This window comes from Zunongwangia sp. HGR-M22, assembly GCF_027594425.1.
GTDB lineage: Bacteria > Bacteroidota > Bacteroidia > Flavobacteriales > Flavobacteriaceae > Zunongwangia.
Window position 1 is genome coordinate 474,860 of sequence record NZ_CP115159.1, and the last position, 15,909, is coordinate 490,768.

Here is a 15,909-nt window from a genome sequence, read left to right on the forward strand (position 1 = left end):
TGAAATAATACAGGGCATTGTCACGCTAATAGGCGTGACAATGCTTTTTTCATGTAAAGGTAATTTGAATGAAGTGAGGGCACTTCAAAATCCGGCTGATGCACCACAGGGGATTGCAAAAGATATTATGCTTAAGTATACCGATTCAGGTAAAGTAGTAGCCACTTTGAAGAGTGAAAAAATGTTGGATTATCAAAACAGAAATTTTCCTTATCGTGAATTTCCAGATGGTTTGGATATAGAATTTTACGACGAAGAAGATAAAAAAAGTACGGTTACCGCAGATTATGGTATTATTTACGACAAAAGTGGATTGATAGATCTTAGAGGAAATGTGGTAATTTTTACAGCAGATAGTACAATTTTAGAAGGCAACCAATTATACTGGGATCAAAATCAGAGTTGGGTTTTTACCGATCGTGCAAATCAAATTAAATTTCCTGATGGATCTTTTAATGAAGGAATGGGTTTTGATTCTAATCAAAAATTCGATAAATTCAACTTTAGGACTAATAACGGAATTCAAAACATAGACGAGTCAGACAAATGACAAAGTATTTCAGATATTTCGAGTACGCATATTTAGTGATTGCAGCATTTTTCATTTTCGAGACATTTGCCATTTGGGATGCTGAGCGAAGCAGGGCCTATGTTTTTATATTTCTGGCCTTAATGGCCATTTTCATGTTTTTTTTCAAAAGAAATTTCCGAAGGAAATTAGAAAAGAGACAAAATCATAAAAAATAATGAGTGCAGAAGTCATCATTATTATTTTGTCATTATTACTTTCCGCATTTTTCTCCGGTATGGAAATCGCTTATGTCTCTTCCAATAAAATATATATTGAAATTGAGAAGCTTCAAAACGACTTCTTAGCAAAAGTTTTAAAGCGCCTAACCAAAAAGCCATCTAAATTTATAGCAGCGATGCTTGTTGGGAACAACATTGCGTTGGTGGTTTACGGTTTTTATATGGGAGATCTAATAATGGAGTGGTTAACAGGAATGCAGCCGCTAGACAATGCAATTCTTAATTATTTGGTTACCGATTTAAGCTTATTTACCCAAACGCTCCTTTCTACACTGCTAATTTTAGTGACGGCCGAATTTCTTCCGAAGGTTTTCTTTCAGATTTATGCAAATTCAATGCTGAAATTTTTCGCAGTACCGGCATATTTATTTTATCTCATTTTTAGTTTTATTTCTTCATTTGTTATCTGGATTTCAGATATGATTCTGAAGCGTTTCTTTAAAACAGACGGGGATGAAGTTCAGTTGGCCTTTAGTAAAATAGAACTTGGGAATTTTATTAGCGAGCAGATGGAGACGGTGGAAGAAGAAGATGAGGTAGATTCAGAAATTCAGATTTTCCAAAACGCGCTTCAATTTGCAGATATAAAGGCAAGAGAGGTAATGATTCCCCGAACAGAAATTATTGCTGTAAATCAAGATGTCGCCCCGGGAGATTTGGTGAAAACATTCACAGAAACTGGCCTTTCAAAGATTTTGATTTTTAACGAAACTATAGATGATATTATAGGTTACGTACACTCTTTTGAATTATTTAAAAAGCCGGCGTCTATAAAATCAATTTTATTGCCAGTGATTTTTGTTCCTGAAACCATGTGGGTTAAGGATGTGCTGAATGTTTTAATTAAGAAACGAAAAAGTATCGCGGTTGTTATTGATGAGTATGGAGGTACAAGTGGAATGATGACCATCGAAGACATCGTAGAAGAGCTTTTTGGAGAAATAGAAGATGAACATGATTCTGCAATATTAGTTGAAGAAAAAATAGGAGAAGATCATTATAAATTTTCAGCAAGAGCAGAAGTAGATTATATTAACGAAACTTACCGATTAAACATTCCTACTGGTGAGAATTATGAAACTTTAGGAGGTTTTATCGTTAATCATACTGAAGAAATTCCACAGCACAAAGAGGTAGTTCGAATAGATGAATTTGAATTAACTATTCTCGATGTTTCCAACACAAAAATCGATCTTGTAGAGCTTAAAATCAAGCCCGAAGATTAAAGCGTTAAAAAGTTAAGATTTTGCTAATTATAAGTTTCATAATTAGGCTAAAAACACTATTTTCGCCCACTATATTTGATAAAAATTATTTAGAATGGCAGTATTACAGAATATTAGGCAGAAGTCTGCTTTAATTATTGTGGTTATTGGGTTTGCATTATTTGCCTTCCTTATTCCTAGTATCCTGAAGAACGGTGGTTTTTCTGCAAAGGATAACTCCATAGCTACTGTGAATGGTGAGGATATCGCGAGAGAAGATTTCGCACGCCAGGTAGAAGCTTATCAGCAAAATATGCGTGGTAATATTTCAACTACTCAGGCTGTTAACCGTGTATGGGAACAACAATTAAATCAAATCATTGTAGAGGAGCAAGTAGAAGAACTTGGGATAAGAGCCGAGCAGGCACAAGTAAGACAAATGATGAGAGCTCAAATGTCTAACAATCCTCAGTTTACTAACGAAGCTGGTATGTTCGATGAGAATCGAGTAAAAGAATATGTGGCGAGCATAAAGCAAACTTCCCCACAAATGTATCAGCAATGGTTAAGTTACGAAGAAGGCCTTTCTGAATCTGCTGCGCAGAATATTTATGCAAATATGATTCGTACAGGTGTTGGTGCAACGCTAACTGAGGGTAAACAAGCTTACCTATTGCAAAATAATACTATGGATCTGCGTTATGTGCAGGTTCCTTATTCTTCAATTTCAGATGAGGAGATTGAGGTTTCTAAAAGTGAAATTAAAGAATATGTAGATAGTCATAAAGCTAAGTTTGAAACTGAAGCAGCAAGAAATATTCAATATGTAATTTTTAATGAAGAAGCATCTACAGAGGATAAAGAAGAAGCTAAATCTTCATTAAGTGCGCTGTTAGAAGATAGAGTAGAGTACAATTCAGTTTCTAAATCTAACGATACTATTCAAGGTTTTAGAAAAACTTCAGATGATCAGGAATTTGTAAATTCAAATTCAGATCTAACACAACCAGTAGCCTTCAAATTTAAAAATCAGTTATCAAAGAAATTTGCAGATGATTTATTTAATCTTGAAGAGGGAGAAGTTTACGGTCCTTACGAAGAGAATGGATATTGGAAGTTGAGTAAGTTAATAGAGACCAAACAAATCCCAGATTCGATAAAAGCTAGTCATATTTTATTAGGTTACCAGGGCGCGCAAGCCGGTGGTGCCCGTACTGAAGCTGCTGCAAAACAATTGGCAGATAGTTTAGCTGGTGTAGTAAAAAGCGATAAGTCTAAAATGGCAGAGCTGGCAACAGAATTTTCTGATGATCCTTCTGCAGCTCAAAACTCTGGAGATCTTGGTTATTTTGGACCAGGAATGATGGTGCCAGAATTTGATGATTTTGTTTTAAATAATAACGAAGGAACTGTAGGGGTTGTAGAGACCGATTTTGGATACCATGTTATTTATATTGAAGAGCAAACAGAAAAAGAAAAAGCTGTTAAGATTGCAACAGTAGCTAGAGAAATCGAAGCTACCGAGGAAACAAGAAATAGCCTTTTTAACGAAGTAACAAAATTCGAGATTGCTGCGGGCGAAGGTGATTTTACAGAAAAAGCAAAAGCTGCTGATTATAGAATTCGTACCGTACGTGATGTAAAAGCACTTGACGAAAATATTCCTGGTGTTGGGCAACAACGTAGAGTAGTGCAATGGGCTTTTGAAGATGATGCGAAAGTAGGTGATGTAAAACGTTTTGAAACTCCAACTGGATATATTGTGGCTCAAATCACTGCTAAGAAGAAAAAGGGATTAATGAGTCCAGAAGATGCTTCTGCTGAAGTTATACCTGTTTTAACCAAGCAGAAAAAGGCAAAAATGATTCAGGATAAAATTTCAGGAACAAGTGTAGATCAGGTTGCTGAGAATCAGGATAAAATTGTACAAACTGCTAATGCAGTAAACTTAAGCTCACCAACATTAGCAGGAGCAGGTAGCGAGCCAGAAGTTGTGGGCGCTGTTTACGCTCTAAAAGTAGGTGAAACTAGTAAGCCTATCGTTGGTGAAAAAGGAGTTTATGTTGTAGAATTAGTAAGTAAAAGCGACGCTCCCGAGCTCGATTCTTACAAGCCATTCGCTCTGCAAGAAACTAATACTCGTCGCCAGATGGCAAACAGTAGAGCTTTTGAAGCTTTAAAAGCAAAAGCTGATATTGAAGATAAAAGAGCTAAATTCTACTAGAATTTAGGTGAAAATATATCAAAAAAAGCCGCTCATTGAGCGGCTTTTTTTGATATATACGAGATTTTTTCTTTATCTAATCTTTAAGATTATAGGATTAAATCTTCGTAAGGAATTACTACCTCATATCCTTTTTGTTTAAAATACGCTTTGGGATCATTTTTGCTGGTGGCCATTATAAAATCTCCACCCCAAGCACCAAGACTTTTTATACTTCCTTCAAAATCGGGAAAGAGCTTAGTTTTAATCTTTGGTAAGTTTATCGCTTTAGAAATTAGATTTTCATGAATATTTATTAATAACTCAAATTCGGTTAAAGACTCGCATCTTAAGAGTTGCTGAGTAATATTGGATACTTTTTCAACTAAAACTTTTTGATGGGTTTCGGTTTGATTTCTATAATGCGCTATGGCTTCTCTGCTATTTTGCTTTTGGTTTAAGTAAACAAAGTATATGTTGTGAATAAAACCTGGCTCAAAAGTCGCTTTTAATGATTTTTGAGATGCATTAGTTCGCTCGTAAGTAATTGGCCCTTCAGCCTGAGCGCAGGCGATGTCGTAACCACTTCCTTTAAATGTTCTTTCTAGTAATTGGTATGCATCGATTTCTAACCATTGCGCAATATTATTAATTAAGGTTGAAGAAGTCCCTAGTCCCCAATTACGATCAAATTCTAACGTTGTGCTAATGTCGCATCCTTCGAATAGGTTTTTTTCTGAAAGTGCTTCAGCCGCAGTTAAAATTTGAATACAACGCTTGGAAATTTCAGCATCATTTTCTGATTTTTGAGTTTCTGAAGTAGATTTGATTCCGAAGGAAGTTTTTTCAAATTGATCCTGAAACCAAACTTTTCCATTTTCATCTTTACTTACCCAATTTATCAATCCTGAAGCGTTCTCTTTAACCTCTAAATATTGCCCTTTTTTGGTGGGAAGGCAAAAAGCCTGAGCGCCATCTAGAACGGCATATTCCGCAGTAATTAAAAGTTTTCCGTGGCTATAAAATTTCATTTTCTCAGTTTTTCTAATTGCGTAGCAACATCGCTATGAGAAACAACATTAGTTTTATAATATTCAATCAAACTTGCTTTTTCTTCTAAAGTAGCATTATGCTGATTAAGAATATTCATTAGATGCATCTTCATGTGACCTTTTTGGATTCCTGTCGTAATTAAGGATTTTACGGCTGCAAAATTTTGTGCCAATCCTGCTACAGCTACAATTTCCATAAGTTTTCTCGCATTAGGCTGTCCTAATATGTCCATTGCAAGTTTTACAAGTGGATGAAGACTTGTTAAGCCACCTACAGTTCCCAGAGCTAACGGAACTTCAATCCAGAATCTAAAGATTCCGTCTTCAATTTTAGCATGTGTTAAACTCGAGTATTGGCCATCTTTAGAAGCGTAAGCATGTACTCCGGCTTCAATTGCTCTAAAGTCATTTCCTGTAGCTAAAACAACGGCATCGATGCCATTCATGATCCCTTTATTGTGAGTTACCGCTCTAAAAGGTTCAGTTTCGGCAATTTTAACGGCTCTTATAAATTTTTCAGCAAAATGCTCCCCACTAAAATTTTTGTCATCAGAAAGTTCGTGTAAAGGACAGGTCACTTCAGCTCTAACAATACATTCTGGAACATAATTAGAAAGAATACTCATCACAATTTCAATATTACGTTCCTCAGCATTAAAATCTTCCCATATTGCCGCTTCTTTCTCTAGAACTTCAGCGAATTTCTCTAAACAACTATTGATAAAGTTGGCGCCCATGCTATCTACCGTCTCAAAGTTGCAATGCAGCTGGTAGTAATTTTCAACTTCAGTAGTGCGTTCTCTAAGCTCGATACTTTTTATACCTCCGCCACGCTTTTCCATATTTTTGGTTAGCGGAGCAGCGGCTGCTCTAAGTTTAGGCTCTAATTCGTTAAAAAAGAGCTCTAATTTTTCTTCGCTACCTTTATAAATAAAATGAACCTGTCCCACCTTTATGGTATCGATCACTTCGGTTTTGAATCCACCACGACTTCCCCAGAATTTGGCCGCTTTGCTGGCCGCTGCAATTACCGAGCTTTCTTCTATTGCCATTGGGATGGCAAAAAGTTCGTTGTTAATCAAAAAGTTTGGTGCAATACCAAAGGGTAAATAATAATTAGAGATCGTATTTTCTGTAAACTCCTCGTGTAATTGTTGTAGTTTTTCGTCTTTATTCCAGTACTGTTTTAAGACTTCAATAGCTTTTGAATCGTCATTCAGATAGGTTTCTGTTAACCATTTAATCTTTTCTTCCTTACTCAGCTTTGAAAAGCCAGAAATTGGTTCCTTCATGAAATTTAATAATAGTTCTTTCGCAAAGATACAATTGTTATTTGGTTGTCGATAATGCTTTCATTTTAGAAAGCTGTTTGGTGATTTTGAAGTTTGCTTTAACAAATTGTTGTATTTAACACGAGTTGAAGCGGCTTTTTCAGCAAATTTTAGTAAACTTGGCCTGCAATAAAATTTTGAAAAAATTTAATGAGGTTCTCAAAAATCTTAGTTCTGCTTATGACGATGGCAGCATCTGTTGCGACTTCCCAGGAAAAGAAAATTACGCTCGAAGAAATATGGAGCGGGAAGTTTAGTCAGCAACATCTACAATCCCTACAATCTTTAAAAAATGGTGTCGAATATGTGGTGTTAAACCACGATCCAGATTCTGGAAATACTAGTATCGATGTCTACAGTTATAAAACTGGCGAAAAAACTCGAACTTTAGTTGATACCAAAAATTTGGAAGCTCTAAAGAGTTTCCAAGATTTTAGTTTAAGTGATGATGAAACTAAAATTTTGCTTGCTACAGCGCCACAACCTATTTATCGTAGATCATCTAAGGCGATATTCTATATCTACGATGTAAATTCTAAAGATCTTACCAAGCTTAGCGATAAAAAAGTTCAGGAGCCTACTTTTTCTCCCGATAATTCTAAGCTAGCTTATGTTTTTGAAAATAACATCTATGTTTATGATGTAGAAGAGAAAAAGGAAAAGCAAATTACAGAAGATGGCAAAATCAATAGTATAATCAACGGAATTACCGATTGGGTTTACGAAGAAGAACTTGGTTTTGTAAGAGCTTTTCAGTGGAATAAAAAGAGCGATAAAATTGCGTTTTTAAGGTTTAACGAAACTGAAGTGCCTGAATTTTCTATGGATATCTTCGGAAGTGATCTTTATCCAAGTGAACAAACCTTTAAATACCCGAAAGCAGGTGAAGCGAATTCTGAAGTTTCTTTGCAGATGTACGATGTAGCTTCAGAAGCAACTGAAGAAATAAAGCTAGGGGATTATAGCGATTTTTACATTCCACGCATAAAATGGACCAATAGAGATTACGTTTTGAGCGTTCAGGTTTTAAATAGGCATCAAGATCAATTAGATCTTATTTTTGTAAATGCTGAAGATAATTCCGCTAAAATTGTTCTTACTGAAAAAGACGATGCATATGTTGATGTCACCGATAATCTTACTTTTTTAGATGATCATAGTTTTATCTGGACAAGCGAACGCGACGGTTATAATCATATTTATCTTTATGACGAAAATGGAGAGCTGAAGCGCCAAGTTACTGAAGGAAACTGGGAAGTAACCAATTACTATGGTTACGATAAAAAAAGCAATCGAATATTCTATCAAAGTACAGAAAACGGAAGTGTAAATCGCGATGTTTATTCTATAAAAGCTAACGGAAAAAGTAAAAAGCGACTTACAGAAAAAACCGGAACCAATAATGCCGGTTTTAGTGCAGATTTTACCTATTTTATAAATGCATTTACCAATACTGAAACGCCTATGGAGTATGCACTTCATAGAGCGAAAAATGGTAAGTTGGTAAGAAGAATCAAGGATAACGCCGAGCTACTAGAAGTAGAAAAACCCTATCATTTTTCGCCAAAAGAATTATCTACGATTCCTGTTGACGGAAACGAGTTAAATATGTGGACGATTAAACCTTCAGATTTTGATGCATCTAAAAAGTATCCTTTATTGATGTTTCAATATTCTGGGCCGGGATCACAATCGGTTTCTAACACTTATTTTAATACTAATGATTACTGGTATCAGCTTTTAGCCGATCAAGGCTATATTATCGTTTGTTTAGATGGTAGAGGAACTGGTTTTAAGGGAGCAGATTTTAAGAAGGTAACACAAAACGAACTTGGAAAATACGAGTTAGAAGATCAAATCGACGCTGCGAAGCAATTAGGTCAATTAGATTATATTGATGCTAATCGAATCGGAATTTGGGGATGGAGTTTTGGTGGTTTTATGGCATCTAATGCAATACTGAAAGGGAATGATACTTTTGCCATGGCAATTGCCGTGGCGCCGGTAATCAGCTGGAGATTTTACGATACCATCTATACTGAACGTTTTATGACGACTCCGCAGGAAAATGCTTCCGGTTACGATGAAAACTCACCAATTAATCATGTAGATAAACTAAAAGGCGACTTTCTAATTGTTCATGGTGGTGGCGATGATAACGTACATTTGCAAAACACGATGCGAATGGTAGAAGCGCTTATCCAGGCAAATAAACAATTCGATTGGGCAATTTACCCTGATAAAAATCACGGGATATATGGTGGTAACACCAGATTGCACTTATATACTAAAATGACAAACTTTATTAAAGAACACCTTTAATTTAAACACCACTAATAATTATGGCAAACAGATCAGACCTAGAAAGGAAAGAAATTTTTGGACATCCCGTAGGCTTATATATATTATTTTTTACTGAGATGTGGGAGCGATTCTCTTATTACGGAATGAGAGCGTTGCTTACTTTATTTCTTGTGGCTTCCGTAACATCTGATAATCCTGGTTGGGGTTGGAGTAACGATGAAGCAATAAATCTTTACAAGTGGTACACTACACTGGTTTATATAGCTTCTATCCCTGGAGGTATAATTGCAGATAGATTTTTAGGACAGAAGAAAACAGTGATGATTGGTGGTATACTTTTGTGTGTAGGGCATTTGGTGCTAGCTTACGAAAGTATAGAAGCGTTTTATATTGGTTTGGCATTTATTATAGCAGGAGTAGGTGGTCTTAAACCTAATATTTCTACAATGGTAGGTGGTTTATATCCAAAATCCGAAAATGATAGACGAGATCAAGGATTTTATATTTTTTATATAGGAATTAATCTTGGTGCTTTTTTAGCCGGAATTATTATTGGTCAAGTGGGAGAGAAAATTAATTGGCATTATGGATTTGGATTAGCCGGGATAGGAATGTTGATAGGTCAATTGGTGTATATATTTGGCCAACGATATTTAAAGGGTGTAGGCGAATTTTCAGGGAAATCTGAAAACGAAGAAGAAAGAGAGGCCATGAAAAGACCTTTAACTAGAGTTGAGAAAGACAGAATGATAGTTATGGGAATCTCTTTTTTAATAATCATTGTTTTTTGGGGCGCATTCGAGCAAGCCGGTGGTTTGATGAATATCTATGCCCAACAAAATACCGATCGTGTAATTTTTGGATGGGAAGTTCCCGCTTCTTATTTCCAATCGGTTAATGCTTTCTTCATATTTACGCTGGCTTTAGCTGTTGCTGGTTTTTGGACATGGTGGAAGAGAAGAGGGAAAGAATCCAGTTCACTTTTTAAAATGGCTGTAGGAGTTATTGTAATGGGATTTGGATTTACTTTTATGTCTTTTGCTTCATTGCAATACGAAGAATTTGGTAAATCTGCGATGTACTGGTTAGTTTTAGCGTATCTTTTTCATACTTTGGGAGAGCTATGTGCCTCTCCAGTCGCACTTTCTTTTATAACAAAATTAGCTCCTGTAAAATATGCTTCATTTATGATGGGAGCTTATTTCGCGGCCACCGGATTGGGGAATTTTGTAGCAGGTACAGTTGGAGAACAAATTAAAAATGCTTCTGAATTTCAGATTTTTACTGGTATTTTTATATTCTGTTTAATTTTTGGATTATTAATTATACTGCTATTAAAACCTTTAAAACGTCTAACCCATGGTGCAGAAGATAGCCAAATGGAAGATGGTATACCAAAGGAAACAGCTATCGAATAGGTTTTGATTAAAAAATTAGAGAAAACGTTCTGTAAAAGGAACGTTTTTTGTTATTATAAAAGAAATTTTTGAAGATGAAAAAACTATTTTTTATAGCCTTCATGATTCTTGGAGTCACTGCACACGCCCAGCAGGAGAATATCGAGATCAACTGGATGACGATGAACGAAGCTCTGGCGGCTCAAAAAGAAGCGCCTAAAAATATCATTATGGATGCGTATACTGTTTGGTGTGGGCCGTGTAAAATGTTAGATAAAAACACTTTTGGGCATCCCCAGGTAGCGCAGTTTATAAACGAAAACTATTATCCGGTAAAATTTAATGCTGAAGGAGAACAGGAAATCAACTACAAAGACAAAGTTTTTAGTAATCCCCAATACGATCCAGAATTAAAAGCGAGAAGGAATAGTCCGCATGAGTTTGCGAGAGCTTTAAATATTTCAGCCTATCCAAGTATCGTTTTCTTTGATGAGCAAGGTGAATTAATAGCACCTTTAAAAGGTTACAGATCGCCAGAGCAAATAGAAATTTTCCTTAAAATCTTCGCAAAGGATGAGTACAAGAATTTAACTTCAGAAAAAGCCTGGAAAGAATACAATGAAAACTTCAAACCTACGTTTACAAAGTAAGTGTTAGTTGTATCATAAACAATAGTTTGTGGTTAGTAGTTAAAAGCTCCCTTTTTGCCAGTTTGGTAGAAAGGGATTTTTTTGTTGGCACAGGTTGCTTTCCAAAGCTGAATAAAACTCGGGTAATTGCTGGCATCTGCGACAATCATAGTTGGTTCTAAAACTTGAATAACTCGGTTTAAATTTACTTTTGGTGAATTTGATAGTACCAGGATATCAGGATTAAATTCAGGGAAATTATAAAGCGTGGTGCTATCGATTAGCAGTATTCGTTTTTCTTTCAGAAGATAAAAATTCTGTAATTTATGAAATTCAATATTCGAGATTCTTTCTTCTAGTTTGAAGTTCTCAAAATATCGCCAATTCGTATCTTTTGCCTTATTTCCGTAGAGAGTCAATTTCTCCGATTTCTTTTCAGCAATTAAAGTGCTGCCCGATTTATTCAGGATAAAAATTTCTTCGGAAGAATGCTCATATTCTTCAAAAAGTATACTTATTTGAAATAGTATGATTCCGCAGAAAACATAAAAAACGTATTTTCTCTTTTTAAGCTGAAGTAAAAAATAGGAGCTTAAAATAATTCCGAATAAAAAAATTACAGCAGGAACGCTAAGATGAATTTCTCTAAATATAAAAGCGTCCTGGCTGGCAATCCATGCGATGTATTGGTTTAGTTTTTCAATTAGAAAAGAATATAGGTCGATTAGAGTTTTAGGGAGTATGCCAAAAACACTCAATATTAAAACGAATATTCCTGAAATTAATAAAACTCCCAAGCCGGGAAGGATAACGATATTGGTGAGTAAAAATAGTCCTGGGAATTGATGAAAATAGAAAAGACTTAAAGGCAAAACGCCAATTTGGGCACAAATGCTCACCGTTATTGTTTGATATAGTAATCTGATGATCTTGTTATTTGGATACCAGAGTTTGTTGAATTTTGGTTGAAATAGAGCTATGCTAAAAACCGCAGCAAAACTCAATTGAAAACCTAGCTGAAACACATAAAATGGATTAATAAGAATTAGAACAAAAAATGCCGAAAAAATCGTATTTAGTAAGTTTACCTTCCTGTTAATTTGTAATCCAAAAGCAATAAGGCTAAACATTAAAGAAGCTCGAACCACCGAAGCTGAAAATCCCGTTAGTAAAGCAAAAGCCCAAATACCTGCTAAAGTGATTAGAAATTTTATCCATTTTAATTGCTGAAGCGGTTTTAGAATAAAATTGAGTAGCAACAATACAATCCCAACGTGTAATCCTGAAACGGCCAGAATATGAATCGCACCTGCTGAGGCATATTCGCTATAAATCTTATCTGAAATTGAAGTACGGTCTCCTAAAATTAAAGCTTTTATTACTGCCAGCTCCTCTTTTTTAAACCCCGCGGAGGTTAGGCTTTTTAATAAACTAGTTCTGGGGTTTGCCATAAAAGAAGTTTCGCGGTTTTTAATGTATATTATTTGATCTTCGGAAAGTTGAATTTGGTTAAATATTCCCTGAAATTTCATGTATTCTGAATAATCAAATTGATGCGGATTTAAAGGAGATCTTATGGGTTGAACTAAAGCGGGAATTATTAGTTTTTGCCCGACTTCAATTTTGGATTGTAATGGAAGAGCAATTAGCATTTCACCTTTTACAGCAGTCTTTACATCGTTTTTAGTGGAGATGATATGATCAACTTCAGCAATAAATCTTTTTTGAAAGTTCGTTTTTAGTTCTTCTTTCAGTTTTATGCTTAACAAATCATTCTCAGAAGTAATAAAATGCGAAAAATAATTATGCTGATTTTCGGGGAATTTTAGTTGATACGAAATGCTTCCGAAGAGAAATAATAAAACGTAACAGGAAATGCCAAAATAACTTTCCTGATAAAGTTGTCTTGTAGATCTAAAAAATGAAAACAGGAAAAAGAGAATTGTAATTCCTGCTGAAATAAGGAAATACGAGAGTTCTATTTTGGTGTAACACGCAGTCAAAATTCCGCATAAAACCGCAATCGAGAACTTAAGAATCTTGATGTTTGTATAACCCATCTTTCTGATAATTAGAAAGTAGGGTCAGTTTAAAAATAATAAAATTTCTAAATTTGACGAAATTTGTTTACTAGATCACTCGCCGTGCCATTACAAACGTATTGTTCCAGTAATTTTCTGAAAGTCGGCTTATCACAACCCCCAAGGAAGTTGTGGAATGGATAAAAAGTATGTCTCCTTGCGAGATATCGACGACCATCCCAACATGATTTATCACCTTTTTATTTTTGTTGGTTTCGAAAAATAAGAGATCGCCAACCGTAACATCTTTTAAATACAAACGCTCGCCCTGAAGTGACATGGCGCGAGACGTTCTTGGTAATTGAATGTCGTTTTCCTGAAAAGAAACATATAAAAGGCCAGAGCAATCCATGCCTCGTTTTGTTGTCCCGCCGTATTTGTATTTGGTACCTTCAAAACCAATCGCATAATTTACAATATCATAAACACGCTCGTCTTTTGGTTTGATGGTGTTGTTGTGTTTGGTAACTTCAGGATTATAATGTCTGGTTTTTTTAGTTCTAACTTCCTTTTTAGTAGTGACTACCTTGGGTTTAGAACTTCCGCAAGAGGTTAAGAAAATGGCGGTACATAGCATTAAGCTAAATTTTAGAAGCGGCTTCATCATCATTCTTCTTTTCATATTTGGGGCTTAATAAATTTCTAAACTACTTTAAAGTATTATAAATTAGACTGGCAGTCTCCAGACTGGCGCCGGTTCCTCCTAATTTTTGCTCTAATTGATCGTAATCTTTTAAAAGTCTCGCTCTGTTTTTTTCTTCTAAAATCTTTTTTAATTCTTTTTTTAGGGAATCTGAGTTGAATTCTCCCTGTATCAATTCTTTAACGACCTCACGATCCATAATAAGGTTGACCAGCGAGATATAATCTAAATTAATAATTCTTTTGGCAATGTGATAAGAAATATAGCTTCCTTTATAGCAAACTACTTCTGGAACTTTAAAAAGAGCGGTTTCTAAAGTTGCAGTTCCAGAGGTGACCAAAGCAGCATGAGCACAACTTAAAATATCATAAGTTTTGTTCATTACTAAATTGATATTGGTCTTTTTTAAGTAAGGCTGATAGAATTCTGGATACTGACTTGGAGCACCGGCAATTACAAACTGGTATTCTTTAAAATCTTGAGTAATACTTAGCATTACTTCTAGCATTTTAGAAATTTCCTGTTTTCTACTTCCGGGAAGTAAAGCAATAATTGGACGTTTATCCAGATTGTTTTCTTTCTTGAAAATTTCTACATCGGTATTTTTCCTATTATCAATTGCATCGATAAGGGGATGTCCCACAAAATTGACCGGGAAATCATGTTTGTTTTCGTAGAATTCTTTTTCGAAAGGTAAGATCACATACATGTGATCGATATCCCTTTTAATCGCTTTAATTCGGTTTTCTTTCCAGGCCCAAATTTGTGGAGAAATATAAAAGTGATTGGCGTAGCCTTGCTCTTTAGACCATTTAGCTATCCTTAAATTAAAACCCGGATAATCTATAAAGATCAAAGCATCCGGTTTATAGGCAGTAATATCTTTTTTGCAAATTGAAATATTATTCATGATGGTGCGAAGGTTCATCACAACTTCAGCAAATCCCATAAATGCAAGATCACGGTAATGTTTTACCATAGTGCCGCCCTGTGCCTGCATAAGATCGCCTCCCCAAAATCGAAATTCGGCATTTGGATCTACTATTTTAAGAGACTTCATAAGATTAGAAGCGTGTAGATCTCCCGAAGCTTCTCCTGCTATGATATAATATTTCATGCTTTTTAATTTTGAATCTGAATAATTAGAAATTTCGAATTTTAACGACAGCTATCGCAATAGCGACTACAAGACAGGCAAATAAAATTCCGCGGGCATGGTACAGTTGTTTTTTTCGCATAAATACAAAAAAAGGTAGGAAGTTGAGAATCGCACCAATAGCTACTAACTTCCCAAAGTAATCATTAGCAATAGAATCGCGAAGGCTGGCTTCAAAACTATAGTCAGAGAAAAATGTGGTAAACAAAAATACACCGGCAATAGTTGTAGAAATGCCTATTAAAAAACCAATAATTACATTGCTTTTATCCATCTAGTTTCCATTCGTTTAATTCCTTTATAAAATGGTGCGCCGTTAAATCGAATTGAACCGGTACCAAAGAAACATATCCATTTTCTAATGCCCACTCGTCTGTATCTTGGCCTATGTCGTTATTTACAAAAGTTCCTGTAAGCCAGTAATAGTCTCGTCCCTGTGGATTAGTCCTTTTGTCAAACTCTTCTTTCCACTGGGCATTAGCCTGTCTACAAACTTTAATACCTTTAATTTCTTCCGCAGGTAATTTGGGGAAATTTACGTTCAAAACCACCCCTTTGGGCAATCCATTTTTAAGTACATTTTTGGTAATGGCTTTTACAAATTTTTTGCAAGGTTCAAAATCTGCATTTAAAGAATAGTCCAGTAGCGAGAATCCAATCGCGGGAATTCCTTCTACACCAGCTTCTACAGCAGCACTCATCGTGCCAGAATAAATAACGTTTATAGAAGAATTAGAGCCGTGGTTAATACCGCTTACACAAAGATCGGGTTTACGATGTAGAATCTCTTGTGTGGCAATTTTCACACAGTCGGCTGGCGTGCCAGAACAGCTATACTCTTTATGATTATAATTTTCTTTTAAGGTAACCGAATCACAGAATAGCGTATCGCTGATGGTGATCGCATGTCCCATTCCACTTTGTGGGCTGTCGGGAGCCACAACTACAACATCTCCAATCTCTTTCATTACCTGTAAAAGTGCCCGTATTCCTGGTGCTGTAATACCATCATCGTTCGTTACCAGTATTAGCGGTTTTTCTTTGCTCATAGCTTAAATTTTATAGATGCTAAATTAGTAATTTCAAACGGAAACCGTA

At 35.5% G+C, this 15,909-nt stretch carries 13 protein-coding genes; 6 read left to right on the forward strand and 7 right to left on the reverse strand.

Annotated elements, in window-relative coordinates; translation table 11 throughout:
- Positions 1-40: 40 nt before the first annotated feature.
- From lptC to PBT91_RS02055, 3 genes are all read left to right on the forward strand, one after another.
- On the forward strand, positions 41-550 hold the full coding sequence (gene lptC, locus PBT91_RS02040) for an LPS export ABC transporter periplasmic protein LptC (RefSeq protein WP_270060150.1): 510 nt from the start codon (positions 41-43) through the stop codon (positions 548-550).
- Positions 551-746: 196 nt separating this feature from the next.
- Complete coding sequence (locus PBT91_RS02050; protein WP_270060152.1) at positions 747-2,036, forward strand: hemolysin family protein; 1,290 nt, start codon at positions 747-749, stop codon at positions 2,034-2,036.
- 94 nt (positions 2,037-2,130) lie between these two features.
- Entirely contained in the window at positions 2,131-4,239 is a 2,109-nt protein-coding gene (locus tag PBT91_RS02055; protein WP_270060153.1) for a peptidylprolyl isomerase, read from the forward strand.
- Positions 4,240-4,328: 89 nt separating this feature from the next.
- Here PBT91_RS02055 and PBT91_RS02060 read toward each other — a convergent pair whose 3' ends face one another.
- Both PBT91_RS02060 and PBT91_RS02065 read right to left on the reverse strand, forming a co-directional pair.
- Complete coding sequence (locus PBT91_RS02060; protein ID WP_270060154.1) at positions 4,329-5,249, reverse strand: GYDIA family GHMP kinase; 921 nt, start codon at positions 5,247-5,249, stop codon at positions 4,329-4,331.
- Positions 5,246-6,562 (reverse strand): hydroxymethylglutaryl-CoA reductase, degradative, encoded by a 1,317-nt coding sequence (locus PBT91_RS02065; protein ID WP_270060155.1) that lies wholly within the window; start codon positions 6,560-6,562, stop codon positions 5,246-5,248. The genes PBT91_RS02060 and PBT91_RS02065 overlap by 4 nt, the downstream gene beginning before the upstream one ends.
- Before the next feature lie 189 nt (positions 6,563-6,751).
- On the opposite strand from PBT91_RS02065, the gene PBT91_RS02070 reads away from it, so the two are divergent.
- The 3 genes from PBT91_RS02070 (at position 6,752) to PBT91_RS02080 (ending at position 10,952) form a co-directional block, all read left to right on the forward strand.
- Complete coding sequence (locus tag PBT91_RS02070) at positions 6,752-8,923, forward strand: S9 family peptidase (RefSeq protein WP_270060156.1); 2,172 nt, start codon at positions 6,752-6,754, stop codon at positions 8,921-8,923.
- Positions 8,924-8,943: 20 nt separating this feature from the next.
- Entirely contained in the window at positions 8,944-10,323 is a 1,380-nt protein-coding gene (locus tag PBT91_RS02075; RefSeq protein ID WP_270060157.1) for a peptide MFS transporter, read from the forward strand.
- A 74-nt stretch (positions 10,324-10,397) separates the two neighbouring features.
- Positions 10,398-10,952 carry a thioredoxin family protein gene (locus PBT91_RS02080; protein ID WP_270060158.1) on the forward strand — a complete coding sequence of 185 codons (555 nt, stop codon included), beginning with the start codon at positions 10,398-10,400 and terminating at the stop codon, positions 10,950-10,952.
- 32 nt (positions 10,953-10,984) lie between these two features.
- Here the strand turns inward: PBT91_RS02080 and PBT91_RS02085 are convergent, their stop codons facing one another.
- The 5 genes from PBT91_RS02085 to surE form a co-directional block, all read right to left on the reverse strand.
- Entirely contained in the window at positions 10,985-12,991 is a 2,007-nt protein-coding gene (locus tag PBT91_RS02085) for a ComEC/Rec2 family competence protein (protein ID WP_270060159.1), read from the reverse strand.
- Positions 12,992-13,061: 70 nt separating this feature from the next.
- The gene (locus PBT91_RS02090) at positions 13,062-13,634 is read right to left on the reverse strand and encodes a C40 family peptidase (RefSeq protein WP_270060160.1); all 573 of its coding nucleotides are present in this window, start codon (positions 13,632-13,634) and stop codon (positions 13,062-13,064) included.
- Positions 13,635-13,659: 25 nt separating this feature from the next.
- Positions 13,660-14,772, reverse strand: a complete 1,113-nt coding sequence (gene lpxB / locus PBT91_RS02095; RefSeq protein ID WP_270060161.1) for a lipid-A-disaccharide synthase — start codon at positions 14,770-14,772, stop codon at positions 13,660-13,662.
- A 25-nt stretch (positions 14,773-14,797) separates the two neighbouring features.
- Entirely contained in the window at positions 14,798-15,085 is a 288-nt protein-coding gene (locus PBT91_RS02100) for a hypothetical protein (RefSeq protein ID WP_270060162.1), read from the reverse strand.
- Positions 15,078-15,860, reverse strand: a complete 783-nt coding sequence (surE, locus tag PBT91_RS02105) for a 5'/3'-nucleotidase SurE (RefSeq protein WP_270060163.1) — start codon at positions 15,858-15,860, stop codon at positions 15,078-15,080. Before surE ends, PBT91_RS02100 begins: the two co-directional genes overlap by 8 nt.
- Positions 15,861-15,909 lie beyond the last annotated feature (49 nt).

Bases quoted from the DNA above. Each gene is read 5' to 3' on its own strand.
- surE (WP_270060163.1), bottom strand. From the start codon at position 15,860: ATGAGCAAAGAAAAACCGCTAATACTGGTAACGAACGATGATGGTATT.
- lpxB (WP_270060161.1), bottom strand. From the start codon at position 14,772: ATGAAATATTATATCATAGCAGGAGAAGCTTCGGGAGATCTACACGCT.
- PBT91_RS02080 (WP_270060158.1), top strand. From the start codon at position 10,398: ATGAAAAAACTATTTTTTATAGCCTTCATGATTCTTGGAGTCACTGCA.
- PBT91_RS02065 (WP_270060155.1), bottom strand. From the start codon at position 6,562: ATGAAGGAACCAATTTCTGGCTTTTCAAAGCTGAGTAAGGAAGAAAAG.
- PBT91_RS02050 (WP_270060152.1), top strand. From the start codon at position 747: ATGAGTGCAGAAGTCATCATTATTATTTTGTCATTATTACTTTCCGCA.
- PBT91_RS02060 (WP_270060154.1), bottom strand. From the start codon at position 5,249: ATGAAATTTTATAGCCACGGAAAACTTTTAATTACTGCGGAATATGCC.
- lptC (WP_270060150.1), top strand. From the start codon at position 41: ATGCTTTTTTCATGTAAAGGTAATTTGAATGAAGTGAGGGCACTTCAA.
- PBT91_RS02075 (WP_270060157.1), top strand. From the start codon at position 8,944: ATGGCAAACAGATCAGACCTAGAAAGGAAAGAAATTTTTGGACATCCC.
- PBT91_RS02085 (WP_270060159.1), bottom strand. From the start codon at position 12,991: ATGGGTTATACAAACATCAAGATTCTTAAGTTCTCGATTGCGGTTTTA.
- PBT91_RS02090 (WP_270060160.1), bottom strand. From the start codon at position 13,634: ATGAAAAGAAGAATGATGATGAAGCCGCTTCTAAAATTTAGCTTAATG.
- PBT91_RS02055 (WP_270060153.1), top strand. From the start codon at position 2,131: ATGGCAGTATTACAGAATATTAGGCAGAAGTCTGCTTTAATTATTGTG.
- PBT91_RS02100 (WP_270060162.1), bottom strand. From the start codon at position 15,085: ATGGATAAAAGCAATGTAATTATTGGTTTTTTAATAGGCATTTCTACA.
- PBT91_RS02070 (WP_270060156.1), top strand. From the start codon at position 6,752: ATGAGGTTCTCAAAAATCTTAGTTCTGCTTATGACGATGGCAGCATCT.